We start from the raw sequence: 14,965 nt of genomic DNA, 5'->3' as shown, positions 1-14,965 counted from the left end.
TATGCCTACCGCCCACGCACATCCCGCATCTGAGCCGCGCCTCAGCGCGCGCGCCCGGCGGCGCCTGCGCGGGCGGCTGGCCTGGATTCTGGGTGGGGCCGTTCTGACGGCCCTGACCCTATCGATTGCCGTTTCTGTGGGCGCTGTTGGTATTCCGCTGACCTCCGTCTGGGGTATCGTCGCCCACAAGCTGACCCACGGATCAGCGCTTGCGGCAGACGGTGTATTTGATGTGAGCTGGAGCAAGGGACAGGCGGCGATTGTCTGGGACATCCGGTTTCCCCGTGCCCTGCTGGCGATGATGGTCGGCGCTGGGCTTGCCATGGTGGGGGCCAGCCTGCAGGCGGTGACCCGCAACCCTCTGGCCGATCCGCATCTGCTGGGCATCTCGGCCGGCGGCGCCTTTGGTGCGATTCTGGCGCTGCTGCATACCGGTTTGTTTCTGGGATTGCTGACGGTGCCCCTGCTGGCGTTTGTCGGCGCCCTTGCGGCCACGGCGCTGGTGCTAGCTGTTTCCCGCTTTGCCGAGGCGACCACCGCAGACCGGCTGGTGCTGGTGGGTGTGGCGGTGTCCTTTGTCGTTATGGCAGGGGCCAATGTGCTGATTTTCCTAGGAGATCCGCGCGCAACCCATACCGTGGTCTTCTGGATGCTGGGAGGGCTTGGCCTCGCCCAGTGGAGCCATTTGGCCTATCCTCTGGTGGTGCTTGTGCTCTGCGGCGGCTGGCTCTGGTCCCGCTCTGGCGATCTGAACGCAATGACAGTCGGGGACGAGACAGCCACGACGCTGGGCATCCCGGTGGCGCGGTTTCGCCTGATGACCTTCTGCGTCGGCGCGCTGATCACCGGGGTGATGGTCGCATTCTCCGGCATGATCGGCTTTGTCGGATTGATCGTTCCGCATGTGGCCCGGCTGATCGTCGGCGGAGATCACCGCCGGGTGCTGCCGGTGTCCGCACTGTTTGGTGGGTTGTTTCTGGTCGCCGCCGATATTGCCGCCCGCACCCTGATGGCGCCGGAGGATATGCCGATTGGGCTGGTCACGGGTCTGGTGGGCGGTGTGTTCTTCATCTGGCTGCTGCGGCGACGCTAGGTCTGCTGCGACAACAGACAGCCAAGGCCCCCGGCGCATCGGGGGCCTTTTGCAATTGCGGAGGTCAGGCCGCGGCAACCACGATCATTTCAACCAAGAAGTCGGGCCGCGCCAGCTTTGCCTCGCCGCAGGCCCGCGCCGGGGTCTGCCCTTCGGGGACCCAAGCGTCCCAGACCGCGTTCATCGCCGCAAAATCGGCCATATCCGAGAGCCAGATCGTGCATTGCAGGATACGGGATTTGTCGCTGCCTGCCTCGGCCAGGAGCGTGTCGATCTTGTCGAGGCAATCCTGCGTCTGCTGAGCAACGCTGGCGCCTGCGGTGCCGACCTGACCGGCCAGATAAATGGTCTCGCCATGTTTGACGATCTGGCTCATGCGGGGGCCGGTATGGCTGCGTTCGATCTGTGTCATATGTTCCTCGTTCGGTGACGGCCACGCCGGAGGGCGGGTCTGCATCAGGGATATCGGTCCGGCCTTGGCATGGCAATGGACCCTGAGACGAACCTCAGCCGCCAGCAACTCACCCCTAGCAAGTCGTTCAAATAACGCACAAATTTTGATATTTGAATTCGTCCTTGCCGAAAATAGAAGCGCACCCCTATAGTTTTCCCAGCGGAACACATGGCGCGTATTGCCGGGCTCACGACCGAGCCCCTAGCGTCGACAACACGCGGGCTTGACCGGCGACGTTCCAAAAGAGCCTGCAACACCGCAGGGCCATCGACAGGGGGAAATGACATGACATCGACCAAGACCCGCGCGCGGATGTCGCGCCGCCAGTTTCTGCTCAGCTGTGCCGCTGGCGCGCTAACCGTTGGGTTCGGACTCTCGCTGGCTGGGCAGGCACAGGCCGCAGAACCGATCAAGGTTGCCGGCATTTACACGGTGCCCGTCGAGCAACAGTGGGTCAGCCGCATCCACGTTGCCGCCCTCGCGGCAAAGGATCGCGGTGATATCACCTATACGTTCTCCGAGAACACCTCGAACACCGATTACCCGCGCGTGATGCGGGAGTATGCCGAACAGGGTCACAAACTGATCATCGGTGAGATTTTCGGCGTCGAGGCCGAGGCCCGCGAAGTGGCCGCAGATTACCCCGATGTGGCCTTCCTGATGGGAAGCTCTTTCAAGGAAGATCCCGCCCTGCCCAATCTGGCGGTGTTCGACAATTATATTCAGGATGCGTCCTACCTGTCGGGTATCGTGGCTGGTGCTATGTCCGAGAGCGGCAATATCGGCATGGTCGGCGGCTTTCCCATCCCTGAGGTGAACCGCTTGATGCACGCCTTTATGGCGGGTGCGCGGGAGATGAATCCCGATATCACATTCCAGGTCTCCTTCATCGGCAGCTGGTTTGATCCGCCAAAGGCCAAAGAAACCGCCTTTGCGATGATCGAGAACGGCGCCGACATGCTTTATGCGGAACGCTTTGGAGTGTCGGATGCAGCCAAGGAAAAGGGCGTTCTGGCCATCGGCAATGTGATCGACACGCAGGGCGACTACCCCAGCACGGTGGCGGCCTCGGCCCTGTGGCATTTTGAGCCAACGTTAGATGCCGCAATTGACAAGGTACGGGATGGCAGCTTCACCGCGGCGGACTACGGCGTCTATTCCTTCATGAAGGAGGGTGGCGCCTCGCTAGCCCCATTTGGCACCTTTGAAGGAAAGATCCCTCAGAAGGCACTGGACCTGATCGCCAGCCGCACGGCGGCCATCAAGGATGGCTCCTACGAGGTGGAAATCAACGACGCTGAGCCTGCGTCCTCCTGACGGGGGGCCGCGCATGGCGTCGGATAAAATGGCGGCGGCACCGGGCAACGCCCCGGTGTTGCGCCTGCAGAACATCACCAAACGCTTTGGCAGTGTCACCGCAAACGATGACGTGAGCTTTGATCTGTTTTCGGGCGAAGTTATTGCCCTGCTTGGGGAAAACGGGGCGGGCAAGACCACGCTGATGAACATTTTGTTTGGTCAGTACACGGCGGATGGCGGCGGCGTGGAGCTGTTTGGCGCCCCCCTGCCGCCCGGTGCGCCGCGCGCCGCCTTGGATGGCGGCGTCGGCATGGTGCATCAACATTTCACGCTGGCGGACAACCTGACGGTCTGGGAAAACATCACCCTTGGTGTAGAACCGTTGCTGGGTTTCGGCCTGCGCGCCGGATCGGCCAAGGCCCGCATCCGCGCGCTGGCCGAACAGTTTCACCTGAAGGTCGATCCCAACGCGAAGGTGTCCCGGCTCACCGTGGGTGAACGGCAGCGGGTTGAGATCCTGAAGGCGCTCTACCGGGACGCGCGGATCCTCATTCTGGACGAGCCGACGGCGGTCCTGACTCCACAGGAGGCCGATGCGCTCTTTGCGACCCTGCGCGAAGCGATCAGCCTGGGGCTGTCCGTGATCTTCATCTCGCATAAACTGCATGAGGTGATGGCGATTTCAGATCGGGTTCTGGTGCTGCGCCATGGCAGACTGGTGGCAGAACGAATGACCGCTGACACTGACAGTGACGAACTGGCTGCGCTGATGGTCGGGGCCGATGTGGTGCCGGCGAAATTTGCCGCCAACACACCCGGCCCTGCCCTGTTGCAGTTGCGCGACGTCACCACCCCCACCATCGGCGCAGCCCCCGGATTGCAGCGGGTCTCGCTGGATCTGGCGGCAGGGCAAATCACAGGGCTGGCCGGGGTTTCTGGCAATGGACAGGCGGCACTGTCGGATTTGATCTCAGGCCTGATCTCGCCGCAATCTGGCAGCTTGGTTCTAAATGGCGGCGATATTGCCAACTGGACACCACGCAAAGCCATCACCGCCGGTATCGCCCGCATCCCCGAAGATCGTCACAAAACCGGGACAATCGCGGATTTCGATCTGACGGAGAATGCAATCCTTGAAACCTACGCCACCCGTTTCAGCCACCGGGGCTGGCTTGACTGGCGGGCCGCGCGCGACTTCGCGAAGACCGTGATCGCGGGCTATGATGTCCGCTGCCCCGGCCCGGACACCCGCATCCGGCTGCTGTCGGGTGGCAATATGCAGAAGCTGATCCTTGGCCGCGTGCTGGAGCAGGCCCCGCAGATCATCCTCGCCAATCAGCCGGTGCGCGGGCTGGATATTGGCGCGGTTACCTATGTGCATGAACAGCTGGCCAAAGCCTGCGCCCGGGGTGCGGCGGTTCTGCTGATATCCGAGGATCTGGATGAAATCATGCAGCTTTCTGATGTGATCCATGTGATCAGCGAAGGGCGTCTAAGCCCCGGGTTTGCCCGAGGCTCTAAACAGCCAGAAGACCTGGGGGCTTGGATGGCCGGTCATGGCTTTGATACGCCACAGACGGAGGATGGCCATGCGGCTTGAACCGATTGCCGCGCCAAGCTGGCCGCGGCGGCTGATGCCGCCTGCGCTGGCGCTGTTGGCGACCTTTGCCATTGCCGCGCTGCTGGCGCAGATTGCAGGCGGAGAGCCGCTGTCGATCTTTGGCCTGATCCTGACCGGGGCGTTCGGGTCGAAATTTGCGCTGCTTGAGACGCTGAACCGGGCAACGCCGCTGATTTTTACTGGCCTCGCCATTGCCGTCGCCTTTCGCGCCAAGCTGTGGAATATCGGCGCTGAGGCGCAGCTTTATGCTGGGGCGGTGATCACGGTTGTGCTGGGAACCGGCGCGCTATCCCTGCCTGCGCCCCTGCTGCTGCCGCTTCTGGGTCTGGCCGCTATGGTCGCCGGGGCGGCGCTATTGCTGGGGCCCGCGCTGCTGAAAACGCGCCTGGGGGTGGATGAGGTGGTCACTACGCTCTTGTTCAACTTCATTTTTCTACTGTTTGTCTCCTACCTGCTGGAAGGGCCGCTGAAGGATCCGATGGGGATGGGCTGGCCGAAATCGCCACGGCTGAGCCCCGAGGCCCGGCTGCCGCGCGTGGTTGACGGGCTGCGACTGCACTGGGGGTTTGCGCTGGCGCTGATTTCGGCGGTCGCGATCTGGGTGATCAATACACGCACCACGCTGGGCTATGAGATGCGCGCGGTTGGCCAGAACGCCGAAGCCGCTCGATTTGCTGGTATTCCAGTGACGCGGGTGATCCTGAAGACCGCGCTGCTATCAGGGGGGCTGGCCGGGTTGGCGGGCTATTCCGAGGTGGCGGGTCTGAAAGGGGCGCTGACGCTCGATCTCAGCCCCGGTTTTGGCTACACGGGCATCGTTGTCGCCATGCTGGCGCTGCTGCATCCCCTTGGCGTGGTGTTTGCAGCGCTGTTTGTTGCGGCGATTTTCGTCGGGGCGGACAGTATGAGCCGTGCTGCCGGGGTGCCGAGTTATCTGGCCGATATCATGTTGGCCTCTGCTCTGCTGCTGATGGTGCTGGCGATCCTTTTGAGCAAATTCCGGCTGCGGAGGGACTGAGATGGACATCCTCGAAATCCTGTTTTCCGCCAGTTTCTGGGCCGCCGCCATCCGCATCGCCTCCCCACTGATTTTCGCCACATTGGGAGAACTGATCTGCGAACGCGCCGGTGTGCTGAACCTCGGGATTGAAGGGATCATGGTGGCTGGCGCCTTCTCCGGTTGGATTGCCGTCTGGGCGGGCCTGCCGCTTTGGGGTGGGGTAGGCGTGGCGCTGCTAACTGGCATGGGTTTTGGTCTGCTGCATGCCACGCTCAGCGTGCCTTTTGGGCTGTCGCAGCATGTGGTCGGCATCGGGCTGACACTTCTGGCCACCTCCCTGACCTTCTACACCTACCGCGTGGTGCTGCCAGAGGTGTCCTCACCGCCCAAGATCGACGCCTTCCAACCCTATGAAATCCCGGTCTTATCAGACCTGCCGCTATTCGGCCCGGCGCTGTTTTCCCAGACACCGCTGACCTATGCCGCCTTTGTGCTGGCCGGGCTGTGCGCCTATACGCTGTACCGGACGCCGCTGGGTCTTGCAGTGCGGGCCGCAGGCGAGAACCCGTCGGCAGTGGCCGCACAGGGGCTGTCGGTGACCGCGATCCGCATGGGCGCGGTGATTGTCGGCAGCGGGTTTATGGCGGTGGGCGGCGCGTTTCTGACGCTCTCGGCCTTTGACAGCTTCTTCTTCGACATGGTGAACGGGCGCGGCTGGATTTGCATTGCGCTGGTGGTCTTTGGCGCGTGGCGACCGGGCAAGGCGGTGCTGGGCGCGATCCTTTTTGCCGCCTTTGATGCGCTGCAGATCCGCCTGCAACAAACCGGGATCGGCGCGGTGGTGCCCTATCAGTTGTTCCTGATGCTGCCCTATATTCTGTCGATACTGGCGCTGGTCGTGATGTCGCGCCGTGCCGAGGTGCCTGCTGCGCTGATGGTGCCATTCAACAAGGGAGAGAGATGATGTTGGACCTGTTGATCAAGGGCGGCACCCTGCCCGACGGTTCTGTCGCGGATATCGGCATCACCGGCGATCGGATCAGCGAGGTTGCGGCCTCCATCACAGCCGAGGCGACGGAAGTCATTGATGCCAGCGGAGAACTGGTCGCGCCACCATTTGTCGATCCGCATTTCCACATGGATGCGACGCTATCCTACGGGCTGCCACGGGTCAACGCCTCCGGCACGCTCCTGGAGGGGATCAGTCTCTGGGGGGAGCTGCGCGAGGAGGCCAGTGTTGAGGATATGGTCAGCCGCGCGCTGACCTATTGCGACTGGGCCGCCAGCATGGGGTTGCTGGCGATCCGCACCCATGTGGATACCACCCCTGATCACCTGCGGGGCGTGACCGCGATGCTGGAGGTGCGCGAGGCCGTGAAGGAGTATATCGATCTGCAGTTGGTCGCCTTTCCACAGGACGGGCTCTATCGCGCTGAAAACGGGCGCGAAAATCTGATCCGCGCACTGGATATGGGGGTCGATGTGGTTGGTGGCATCCCACATTTCGAACGCAGCATGCAGGACGGCGCGGACTCGCTGCGTGACCTTTGCAAAATCGCGGCGGATCGGGGTTTGCAGGTTGATATCCACTGCGACGAGACCGATGACCCCCTCTCGCGTCATATTGAAACCTTGGCGCAGGAAACCCTGCGGCACGGGTTACAGGGACGCGTTGCGGGCAGTCACCTCACCTCCATGCATTCGATGGACAATTACTACGTCTCCAAGCTGCTGCCGCTGATCGCCGAGGCTGAGATTGCGGCCATTCCCAATCCGCTGATCAATATCGTCCTGCAGGGACGGCACGACAGTTTCCCCAAACGACGCGGGTTGACGCGGGTGAAGGAACTGCTGGAGGCAGGTGTCACGGTGGGCTGGGGGCAGGATTGCGTGCTGGATCCCTGGTACAGCCTTGGCACCGGGGACATGCTGGATGTGGCCTTCATGGGGATGCATGTGGCGCAGATGACCCACCCGAATGAGATGGCCCATTGCTTCACCATGGTGACCGACAGCAATGCCGCCATCATGGGGCTGGAGGGCTATGGGCTGAAGAAAGGTGACCGTGCATCGCTGGTGGTGCTGGATGCGGCCACCCCGACCGAGGCGCTGCGTCTGCGGCCTGCGCGCCTTGCGGTGATTTCACGCGGCATGGTGATCAGCCGAAGCGCGCGCGGCGATGCGGCTCTGTCCATCCCCGGCCGCCCGGCACAGGTGCGGCGACGTCATCAACGGCCCGGATGACCTGACTTCAGAGCAGTAGATACGGCAGTCCGACCGCCGCCGCGGCCAGTAACAGCAGGGCCACCAGCATCACCAACCCGTCGCGGGTCAACATCGCAACCGCTAGGCTGCTGACCACGATTCCCAGTGTGGAGGAACTGAACGGCACCAGTTCCAGAAAGGGCATTGCCAGCCCGCAGAGCGCGCAGATGACCCGTGGGATTGTCAGAAAAGGCTGCCGCAGCAAAATCTTGACGCGGGCCTCCGTGTGACGATCCAGAAATCGCGCCATGCGACGCATCGGACCCAGGACCTTTCGCGCACGGTCAGAGGAGACCCGCTGCCTTCGAAGCCAATCCGGCAACCAGAGATGATCGCGTCCCAACGCCATCTGACCTGCAATCAGGAAGATCAGCATCCCGCAGATTGTGGAGAATAGCGGCACCCCGCTGAGAGGGGACACGACCGCCATTGCAGGGAGCAGCAGGGTCGCCGACATCGACGAGTGACCCAAATCCTCCACAACGTCCGCCACGCTGATGCTGTCTTCCTCAAGCAGCTCTGTTGTGGCGTCGATCATCTCAGCAACGGGTTGGTTTTCGGCGGTCATTCTGTGCAGCTCCTATTTGCGGCGCGCGTCGGATATACGGGCAAAACGTGTTCAAGCCGCCGTGGTTCCGTCGTGTCCGCGCCGCAACCCGCCGAACCAAGCCAGTATAACAACCTCCAGCGCCAATCCCGGCTGTGTTTTTTCAAGGCAGCCCGCAGCCCCGCGGGAACCGTTTCCTCATGCAGGGCGTTAGCCCAGCGCAACCCCGTGATGAGACGGGACGGGCTCTGGATGATCGGAGTCAAAATGTGGCTGCGACCGGGAATCTCCCCGCGCCCCACCCTTCCGCTGGTCGCAGACTGGCGCGCATAAGACCGGGAGACATTCCGGATTGGACACGGCCTCAGCGCCGCGAAACGAAAGGAAATTGATATGCGACTTTTCATTGCTGCTCTTGCTCTGGCCGGTCTGGCCGCTTGCGAAACCACCGAAGGGTTCGGCCGCGACGTCTCAGATCTTGGCGATGCCATTACCGAAGAATCTCGGGAAGCGCAGTAAACCAACTGCGCCCGAACACCCCGTCAGATAGGTTCTGGCGGGGTGTTTTTGTATTTGAGGTTAGCGTGCGAATTTTGTCGTGACATCTACACCCGTCTACGGTTGACCTAGCCCTGAAGTCACAGAACCATTGCGGTGCGGCAGCCCGCCTTGATTTCGATCCGCTGCCGAACTTTCACATCTGCGCCCCAGACCGAGGATGCCCATGCCAGACTTCCCTGCCCGCCGCCCAGTCATCGCTGTATTGGGCGCGCGCCCTACCATGGCATGCATCCCCTGCCCCCAGCGCGCACTGCAGATGCTGTTGCACGGTTTGGTGGTAGCAACCCTGGTGATATCCTTGCTGATGCCGGTTCTGGCGACGGCCCAGACCAGCAGCGAACCGGTTCAGACCGACAGTGCCATCCAACTGGACGGCAAAGCGGCTCCGGATTCGCAGATCCGCCGCCGGATCGTCGAACTTCTGGGGGAAATCGACGGGTTTGATAAGGTCGGTGTCTCAGTCTCCAATGGTGTGGTGACCCTTGCGGGCGAGGTGCTGGATAATGCGCGCCAGACCCAACTTACCACCATGATTGAGCGGATTGACGGCGTCGTGGCGATTGAGAACCAGACCCTGGTCAACGGTCGGCTGGACGAGCGGCTGGACTCTGCGTTTTCAAGACTGAAAGAGCGGACCCGCAATATCATTGCCAATGCGCCGATCTTCTTTGTTGCGATGCTGGTCTTCGTGATGATCTCCGCCTTTGGTTGGCTGGTCACCACCCGGCTGCGGATCTGGCAGCGTCTGGCGCCCAATTCCTTTATCGCAGAGGTCTACAGCGCCGTTGCCCGCATCGCCTTCATCATTCTGGGGCTGGTGGTAGCATTGGATATCCTCAACGCAACCGCGTTGCTGGGTGCGGTTCTGGGGGCTGCAGGTGTGGCGGGTCTCGCGGTTGGTTTTGCAGTGCGCGACACGGTAGAGAATTTCATCGCCTCAATCCTGCTGAGCCTGCGGCAACCCTTCCGACCGAATGATTTTGTCGAGATTGCTGGCGATATGGGCACTGTGGCCCGGCTGACCTCGCGTGCGACCATTCTGATCTCACCGGAGGGCAACCATATCCGCATCCCCAATGCGACCGTATTTAAGGGCCGGATTGTGAACTATACACGGGACGCCAACCGGCGGTTTGAGTTTGAGCTGGGGGTAGATGCGGATGCCGATCTGGCGGGGGCGCTGTCAACCGCGGTTGATGCGTTGCAATCGCTGCCCTTCGTGCTGCGCGATCCGTCGGTCGGGGCCTGGGTCAAGGAAGTGGGCGATTCCAACGTGATCTTGACCTTCACCGGCTGGGTGGACCAGACCCGCAGCAGCTTCTTAAAGGCGCGCGGCGAGGCGATCCGCACCGCCAAGACCGCCCTGGAGAGCAACGGATTTGGTCTGCCGGAACCGATCTACCGCCTGCGCGTGGATGCCAATGCAGCGGCCAGCCTGTTGCCGATCACCGATCAGCCGCGTGGTGACGCCGCCGATCTGTCGCCGCAACCTGCACCAGCTGCGGCAGAGACCCCCCTTCCGGCAGCCGCTGATCCGGCGCGGGTTGAGGACGCCAATGAGGAAGCCGCCACCCGTGAACGCAACGCCCCCGACGGCGGTGGCGATCTGCTGAGTGAGGGTCAGAAAGCGGAATAAACCTCGCACAACGCAACCGTGTGGGCCGATGTTTCTGCGGAACAATCGCTGATGTCTCTGCGTTGCCCCAGAGACAAAGGAGCATCCCATGGCAAAAACCCACAGCCCCTCCGTTAAAAATGACAGCACCTATGATGCCCTGCGCGACAAGGGCTATAGCAAGTCCAAGGCCGCAGCGATCGCCAATGCCCAGGCCAACGACAATATGGCCCCCTCTGAAAAAGGCGGCAAATCGCCCCCATATGAGGATTGGACCAAGGATGAGTTGATGGAGCGCGCCCGCGAGATTGAGGTTGAGGGGCGTTCGACCATGAACAAAGACGAACTGATTAAGGCTTTGCGCAACGGCTGACACGGTCAGGCCCGCGCTGCGCGGTCTCTAACCCCTTTCAACCAGGAGACGTGATAGATGGTAGAATATGCTGGAATTGGCGGGCTTATTGTCCTGCTGTTATCGATCTGGGCAATCGTATCAATTGTCGGATCCAACGCCAGCACCGGCAAAAAGGTCATCTGGGTGGTCTTTGTTCTGATCCTGCCCATATTAGGGTTCATCTGCTGGCTGCTTTTTGGTCCGCGCGCGCGCTAGCCGCTGCGCTCTATTTCGATGATACAAAAACAGCGCCGTCTTTTGCGAGACGGCGCTGTTTGTTTTGCATGTTCGGGAGGCCCGCAACGACCTCAGGTATTGAGCTGAAGCACGTGGTGTACGCCGACGTCCGGGTGGCCTTCGGTCTCGCTCATGCTGGCGCGCAGCAGTTTCAGACCGACCAGAACCGCGTTGCCCTGCGAGGCCCAGACCGCCGCCTCCCGCGGGGTCATTCTCAATAGCGTGACCTTTGGATCATCGCGCCCCTTCTCGAACCAGGCACCAACTGCAAAGCTCCACAGCTCATCCAGCTTATCAGGGTCATTGGTGACCTCAATCGGGCCGCGCACGCTGGCGTGATAGTCTTGGCCATCCGACACAAAGGTCAGCTGCGCGTCAGCGCCAAGGCCGGTTGCCTTGACCAGATCGCTGTCGGATGAGCTGATGAACCAGATCGCGCCGTTCTCTACGTCGGCGAAATGAGTCATCGGCTGTGGGTGTTGATTGCTGTCGCGCACCGCCAGCATAGAGGTGCGGCGTTTTTCCAGTTGGTGCCAGAGTTGAGAAATCGCGTCGTCTTTCGTCTCGGTCTGTCGTGCCACGGGTGAAATCCTCTTTTCATAAACTTGCATCTGCCAATAGACATGCGCAGGGTGGCAGGTGCTGACCCGCCCCCCCTACGCTGCTGCCAGATCTTGCAGTGGTTGTTTCTGGCGTCAGGCGAGCGTGCGGTCAGACCGAGGCAAAAAACTTGTCGAATTCGCGCTCAGCTTCTTCGCGGGCCTTACCATATTTGCTTTGCAACAGGCCGACCAGCTGTTCCCGATCTCCCTTGGCCTTCTCAAGCTCGTCGTCTGTGAACTCGCCGTAGGCCTCGTGGAATTTCCCCTTCAGTGTCGCCCAATTGCCTTTGATTTGCTCTTCGTTCATTTTCTGCTCCTGTCCTTTCTGTCTCATCGCCAGACCAACGTGCCGATATCAGCATGGTTCCCGAAAATTTTGCTCGCCCGCTGCGCTCAGCCCACAGCTCGCCTCATCTTTTACCTGCTGTGGAGGGCCCTCTAGCTGGCAGTTGATACGATCGGGAACCAACCGCCTTGGTCGGCGTTGAGAGCATGAGCCATCCAGACAGAACAGGAGAGGCAGATGACCGACAACAGCAATACCTCGTCCCACATCGAACGAGCAAAGCACCACGCTAGCGAACTGGCCGAACAGGCACAGGATACTCTGCAGACTGAGGTGCGCGCCCGCGCTGAGGAGGCACAGGCGCAGGCGGCCGGTGAAGCCGCTGCCGTGGCCCGCGCCGCAGATGCGGCGGCTTCCGAGCTGCCAGAAGGATCCCTGCAGGCCGAAGCCGCTCAGCAATTGGCCCAGGGTCTTGAACAGTTCGCCGACAAGGTTCGAACTGCCGATCTCGACAAAGTTCTGCGCGACACCAGCGATTTTGCGCGTAGAAATCCGATGCTGTTTCTTGGTGGGGCCGCCCTGCTCGGCTTCGCCGCCACCCGGTTCCTGAAGGCTACTGCCTCGGACGGGAACTACAACCCAGCCCAAGAAGACGATTATTCCGGGGATCCGTGGGGAGGCTATGACGCTGACAGCGCCATGATAGGCGAAGCTGGTCGCGGCAATGTGCCGGGTACCACGCGGAGGGTGTCGTGATGGAAGAGCAGAACACAGCGGCCGGCCCGTCTGAGACGCCGGGTATTATTGTGACCGTGCTGAAGCAGATGTCTCAATTGATGCAGGATGAGGTTCGCCTGATGCGAGCCGAGATGTCCCGAAATCTTTCCCGCGCAGGGCTCGCGCTCGCGATGATCGCTGTTGGCGCCGTACTGGCCATCGTGGGCCTACACGTGCTGGCCGCTGCTCTGGTCGCAGCCATTGCTGCCCTTGGCCTGAGCGTCGGCACCGCCGCACTGATTGTCGGTGGACCACTGATCGCACTGGCCGTGGGCCTTGTCATGCTGGGCGTCAATCGCCTGTCCCCGTCCGCGCTGATGCCGGACCGAAGCCTGCGCAATGTGCAGCGCGATTTGAAAACACTAAAGGAGACAACTCGCCATGCCTGATGCACCCGATCTGACCGACCTTGAAACTGATGTGGCACGCGACCGCGTGGCCCTGTCCAAATCCCTTGATACACTGGCCGTCAGCCTGTCGCCTGATCGCATTGCAGCGCAGGTCTCCGCCACCGCGTCCCACTACGGCGGAGAAATTTCGCAACAGCTGTGGTCAACTGCGCGGGCAAATCCGGCCGCACTGGCACTGGTAGGTACGGGTATCGCACTTCTGATGTCCGGCACCGGTCAGCGCCGTGCGGCTGGCGGTGTCCCACAGCAGCCAGCGCCTGCCCATCCGCGCGTTGTGTCAGCGGAACACGCAGTTGCCAGCACAGGTCCGAGCGCCAAGCGCCTACGTGCTGCATTGGATTACGGGCTCGACAAGCTCCCCCCAAAAGCGCGTAAGCAGGTCCGCAAAGCGCGTCTGACTGCAATCCAGATCCAAGAGGATCTGGAACGCCGCGCGGCGAGGCTCAGCCACGCTTCGCAGAAAGGAATTACTGCTCAACCTTTCGTGGCCGGCGGACTTGCCTTCGGTCTTGGAGCTATTGCGGCGGCCCTGCTGCCTCAAACCCGACAAGAAGACGCGCTACTGGGCGAGAAACGCGACGCGCTGATGGCCGAGGCCCGCGACATCATGCAGCAAGAGATGCGCAAACTTGCCGACAAGGGCGAAACGGCTCTGCACGATCAAGTCAGCAAGGGGCGGGACGCCTTGCACGCCTCGCTCAACTGATCCCGACGTGACCCCTTCCCCCTCCGGGTCGGAGGGGGTCATTTTGCACAAGGCCATTGCTGATGTTGAATTCCATGCTCTCTGACCGAGCCGCACGTATCATGTTGCTCATTCTGACAGCCCTCGCCCTTGGCCTTGCGCTATTCGTTTCCAAATCTGTTCTTGCGCCTGCAATTTTTGCGATGGTCGTCGGTATCGTGGTTTCTCCGCTTGCAGACCGGCTGCAAGGGGTTGGCATCGCACGCGTTATCGTCGCAGCCAGCCTGCTGCTGTTTTCCTGCGCTATCATTGTCCTGTTATTTTTATCGCTTGAGCCGCTGATCTCAGGCGTGGTTGAAGAGTTGCCAAAGATCAAGCGCGAGATCAAAAGCTGGGTCTACATGTTGTCGGGCCTGTTGCGCGGTATTGAGGCAATAAGCGAAGAGATCGAGCAAACGGTGGGCACGGGTGCTGCGAGCGCCGATGTCACTACCGGATTTCCGACACTGATGGATGCGCTCTGGGTGGCGCCCAACTTTGGTGCGCAGGTGTTCATTTTTATTGGCACCCTTTTCTTCTTCGTACTGACACGGACCGATATCTATGCAGCCGCCGGATCGCTAGGCCAACGGCTCTATCGCGCGGAACATGAGGTCGCGCGATACTTTGCCGCCGTGACCTTGGTGAACGCCGGTTTAGGTGTCGCCACTGCAATTGGGCTCGCCGCACTTGGGATTGATAGCCCGCTGATCTGGGGGCTCGCGGCAATGCTGTTGAATTTTATCCTCTATTTGGGCCCGCTGATGATGATCGCAGGGCTGACCTTTGTTGGTATGACGCAATTCGGTGGTGCAGCTGCGCTGATGCCCCCTGCGCTATTTTTGACTCTCAACCTGATAGAAGCACAATTTGTGACGCCCGCCTTTGTCGGTCATCAGCTGCATCTGAGCCCGTTGGTGGTGTTTCTTGCCATTGTGTTCGGACTGTGGATCTGGGGGCCGGTCGGGGCGATCGTGGCCCTGCCTGTGCTACTCTGGATCGGGCAATTACTACGCTCTTCGGCGGAAGCACGCATGTCGTCAGGCGGCAAAAACGAGGTCGGCTGAACCGTTTCAACAT

The 14,965-nt window shown here is 61.2% G+C and carries 18 protein-coding genes; 14 read left to right on the top strand and 4 right to left on the bottom strand.

The features are described 5' to 3' along the window. The first annotated feature begins 1 nt into the window (after nucleotide 1). Nucleotides 2–1,093 carry an iron ABC transporter permease gene (locus OO25_RS08555; RefSeq protein WP_040175398.1) on the top strand — a complete coding sequence of 364 codons (1,092 nt, stop codon included), beginning with the start codon at nucleotides 2–4 and terminating at the stop codon, nucleotides 1,091–1,093. Nucleotides 1,094–1,157: 64 nt separating this feature from the next. On the opposite strand, the gene OO25_RS08550 is transcribed toward OO25_RS08555, so the two are convergent. Beyond that, nucleotides 1,158–1,505, bottom strand: a complete 348-nt coding sequence (locus OO25_RS08550) for a RidA family protein (protein ID WP_040175399.1) — start codon at nucleotides 1,503–1,505, stop codon at nucleotides 1,158–1,160. 327 nt (nucleotides 1,506–1,832) lie between these two features. On the opposite strand from OO25_RS08550, the gene OO25_RS08545 reads away from it, so the two are divergent. The 5 genes from OO25_RS08545 to OO25_RS08525 are packed head-to-tail and all read left to right on the top strand — an operon-like array spanning nucleotide 1,833 to nucleotide 7,711. Further along, a complete protein-coding gene (locus OO25_RS08545; RefSeq protein WP_040179648.1) occupies nucleotides 1,833–2,864 on the top strand; it encodes a BMP family protein in 1,032 nt (343 codons plus the stop codon). Between the two features lie 13 nt (nucleotides 2,865–2,877). After that, nucleotides 2,878–4,446: an ABC transporter ATP-binding protein gene (locus OO25_RS08540; protein WP_082035302.1), complete on the top strand. Its 1,569-nt coding sequence runs from the start codon at nucleotides 2,878–2,880 to the stop codon at nucleotides 4,444–4,446. After that, entirely contained in the window at nucleotides 4,436–5,485 is a 1,050-nt protein-coding gene (locus OO25_RS08535) for an ABC transporter permease (protein ID WP_040179647.1), read from the top strand. The genes OO25_RS08540 and OO25_RS08535 overlap by 11 nt, the downstream gene beginning before the upstream one ends. Nucleotide 5,486: 1 nt before the next feature. Then, nucleotides 5,487–6,431 carry an ABC transporter permease gene (locus OO25_RS08530; RefSeq protein WP_040179645.1) on the top strand — a complete coding sequence of 315 codons (945 nt, stop codon included), beginning with the start codon at nucleotides 5,487–5,489 and terminating at the stop codon, nucleotides 6,429–6,431. Beyond that, on the top strand, nucleotides 6,431–7,711 hold the full coding sequence (locus OO25_RS08525) for an amidohydrolase family protein (protein ID WP_139044762.1): 1,281 nt from the start codon (nucleotides 6,431–6,433) through the stop codon (nucleotides 7,709–7,711). Before OO25_RS08530 ends, OO25_RS08525 begins: the two co-directional genes overlap by 1 nt. Nucleotides 7,712–7,718: 7 nt before the next feature. Here the strand turns inward: OO25_RS08525 and OO25_RS08520 are convergent, their stop codons facing one another. Then, nucleotides 7,719–8,300 carry an exopolysaccharide biosynthesis protein gene (locus OO25_RS08520; protein WP_040175406.1) on the bottom strand — a complete coding sequence of 194 codons (582 nt, stop codon included), beginning with the start codon at nucleotides 8,298–8,300 and terminating at the stop codon, nucleotides 7,719–7,721. A gap of 372 nt (nucleotides 8,301–8,672) precedes the next feature. On the opposite strand from OO25_RS08520, the gene OO25_RS08515 reads away from it, so the two are divergent. The 4 genes from OO25_RS08515 (at nucleotide 8,673) to OO25_RS08500 (ending at nucleotide 11,065) form a co-directional block, all read left to right on the top strand. Beyond that, complete coding sequence (locus OO25_RS08515) at nucleotides 8,673–8,798, top strand: entericidin A/B family lipoprotein (protein ID WP_040179643.1); 126 nt, start codon at nucleotides 8,673–8,675, stop codon at nucleotides 8,796–8,798. Nucleotides 8,799–9,003: 205 nt separating this feature from the next. Further along, nucleotides 9,004–10,476: a mechanosensitive ion channel family protein gene (locus OO25_RS08510; RefSeq protein ID WP_040179766.1), complete on the top strand. Its 1,473-nt coding sequence runs from the start codon at nucleotides 9,004–9,006 to the stop codon at nucleotides 10,474–10,476. 88 nt (nucleotides 10,477–10,564) lie between these two features. Next, entirely contained in the window at nucleotides 10,565–10,828 is a 264-nt protein-coding gene (locus OO25_RS08505) for a Rho termination factor (RefSeq protein WP_040179641.1), read from the top strand. Nucleotides 10,829–10,885: 57 nt separating this feature from the next. After that, nucleotides 10,886–11,065, top strand: a complete 180-nt coding sequence (locus OO25_RS08500) for a PLDc N-terminal domain-containing protein (protein WP_040175409.1) — start codon at nucleotides 10,886–10,888, stop codon at nucleotides 11,063–11,065. Between the two features lie 92 nt (nucleotides 11,066–11,157). Here the strand turns inward: OO25_RS08500 and OO25_RS08495 are convergent, their stop codons facing one another. Together OO25_RS08495 and OO25_RS08490 are read right to left on the bottom strand one after the other, a co-directional pair. After that, a complete protein-coding gene (locus OO25_RS08495; RefSeq protein WP_040175411.1) occupies nucleotides 11,158–11,667 on the bottom strand; it encodes a pyridoxamine 5'-phosphate oxidase family protein in 510 nt (169 codons plus the stop codon). A 130-nt stretch (nucleotides 11,668–11,797) separates the two neighbouring features. Beyond that, entirely contained in the window at nucleotides 11,798–11,995 is a 198-nt protein-coding gene (locus OO25_RS08490) for a CsbD family protein (RefSeq protein WP_040175412.1), read from the bottom strand. 216 nt (nucleotides 11,996–12,211) lie between these two features. Between OO25_RS08490 and OO25_RS08485 the strand changes: the two genes are divergently transcribed. The 4 genes from OO25_RS08485 (at nucleotide 12,212) to OO25_RS08470 (ending at nucleotide 14,952) form a co-directional block, all read left to right on the top strand. Then, nucleotides 12,212–12,730 carry a hypothetical protein gene (locus tag OO25_RS08485; protein WP_040179640.1) on the top strand — a complete coding sequence of 173 codons (519 nt, stop codon included), beginning with the start codon at nucleotides 12,212–12,214 and terminating at the stop codon, nucleotides 12,728–12,730. Next, nucleotides 12,730–13,140 (top strand): phage holin family protein, encoded by a 411-nt coding sequence (locus OO25_RS08480; RefSeq protein WP_040179638.1) that lies wholly within the window; start codon nucleotides 12,730–12,732, stop codon nucleotides 13,138–13,140. The genes OO25_RS08485 and OO25_RS08480 overlap by 1 nt, the downstream gene beginning before the upstream one ends. Next, nucleotides 13,133–13,867: a hypothetical protein gene (locus tag OO25_RS08475; RefSeq protein WP_040175415.1), complete on the top strand. Its 735-nt coding sequence runs from the start codon at nucleotides 13,133–13,135 to the stop codon at nucleotides 13,865–13,867. The genes OO25_RS08480 and OO25_RS08475 overlap by 8 nt, the downstream gene beginning before the upstream one ends. Before the next feature lie 62 nt (nucleotides 13,868–13,929). Beyond that, entirely contained in the window at nucleotides 13,930–14,952 is a 1,023-nt protein-coding gene (locus tag OO25_RS08470; RefSeq protein ID WP_040175416.1) for an AI-2E family transporter, read from the top strand. Nucleotides 14,953–14,965 lie beyond the last annotated feature (13 nt).

Source organism: Phaeobacter sp. S60 (genome assembly GCF_000826845.1).
Classification (GTDB): domain Bacteria; phylum Pseudomonadota; class Alphaproteobacteria; order Rhodobacterales; family Rhodobacteraceae; genus Phaeobacter; species Phaeobacter piscinae.
The sequence above is the reverse complement of the archived record's forward strand: the minus strand, read 5'-3'. Positions and strand labels throughout refer to the sequence as shown.

Excerpts from the sequence above, each read along its gene's own strand:
- OO25_RS08480 (WP_040179638.1), top strand. The coding sequence starts at position 12,730 with ATGGAAGAGCAGAACACAGCGGCCGGCCCGTCTGAGACGCCGGGTATT.
- OO25_RS08525 (WP_139044762.1), top strand. The coding sequence starts at position 6,431 with ATGTTGGACCTGTTGATCAAGGGCGGCACCCTGCCCGACGGTTCTGTC.
- OO25_RS08535 (WP_040179647.1), top strand. The coding sequence starts at position 4,436 with ATGCGGCTTGAACCGATTGCCGCGCCAAGCTGGCCGCGGCGGCTGATG.
- OO25_RS08550 (WP_040175399.1), bottom strand. The coding sequence starts at position 1,505 with ATGACACAGATCGAACGCAGCCATACCGGCCCCCGCATGAGCCAGATC.
- OO25_RS08505 (WP_040179641.1), top strand. The coding sequence starts at position 10,565 with ATGGCAAAAACCCACAGCCCCTCCGTTAAAAATGACAGCACCTATGAT.
- OO25_RS08555 (WP_040175398.1), top strand. The coding sequence starts at position 2 with ATGCCTACCGCCCACGCACATCCCGCATCTGAGCCGCGCCTCAGCGCG.
- OO25_RS08470 (WP_040175416.1), top strand. The coding sequence starts at position 13,930 with ATGTTGAATTCCATGCTCTCTGACCGAGCCGCACGTATCATGTTGCTC.
- OO25_RS08485 (WP_040179640.1), top strand. The coding sequence starts at position 12,212 with ATGACCGACAACAGCAATACCTCGTCCCACATCGAACGAGCAAAGCAC.
- OO25_RS08545 (WP_040179648.1), top strand. The coding sequence starts at position 1,833 with ATGACATCGACCAAGACCCGCGCGCGGATGTCGCGCCGCCAGTTTCTG.
- OO25_RS08490 (WP_040175412.1), bottom strand. The coding sequence starts at position 11,995 with ATGAACGAAGAGCAAATCAAAGGCAATTGGGCGACACTGAAGGGGAAA.
- OO25_RS08510 (WP_040179766.1), top strand. The coding sequence starts at position 9,004 with ATGCCAGACTTCCCTGCCCGCCGCCCAGTCATCGCTGTATTGGGCGCG.
- OO25_RS08530 (WP_040179645.1), top strand. The coding sequence starts at position 5,487 with ATGGACATCCTCGAAATCCTGTTTTCCGCCAGTTTCTGGGCCGCCGCC.
- OO25_RS08520 (WP_040175406.1), bottom strand. The coding sequence starts at position 8,300 with ATGACCGCCGAAAACCAACCCGTTGCTGAGATGATCGACGCCACAACA.
- OO25_RS08475 (WP_040175415.1), top strand. The coding sequence starts at position 13,133 with ATGCCTGATGCACCCGATCTGACCGACCTTGAAACTGATGTGGCACGC.
- OO25_RS08515 (WP_040179643.1), top strand. The coding sequence starts at position 8,673 with ATGCGACTTTTCATTGCTGCTCTTGCTCTGGCCGGTCTGGCCGCTTGC.
- OO25_RS08500 (WP_040175409.1), top strand. The coding sequence starts at position 10,886 with ATGGTAGAATATGCTGGAATTGGCGGGCTTATTGTCCTGCTGTTATCG.
- OO25_RS08540 (WP_082035302.1), top strand. The coding sequence starts at position 2,878 with ATGGCGTCGGATAAAATGGCGGCGGCACCGGGCAACGCCCCGGTGTTG.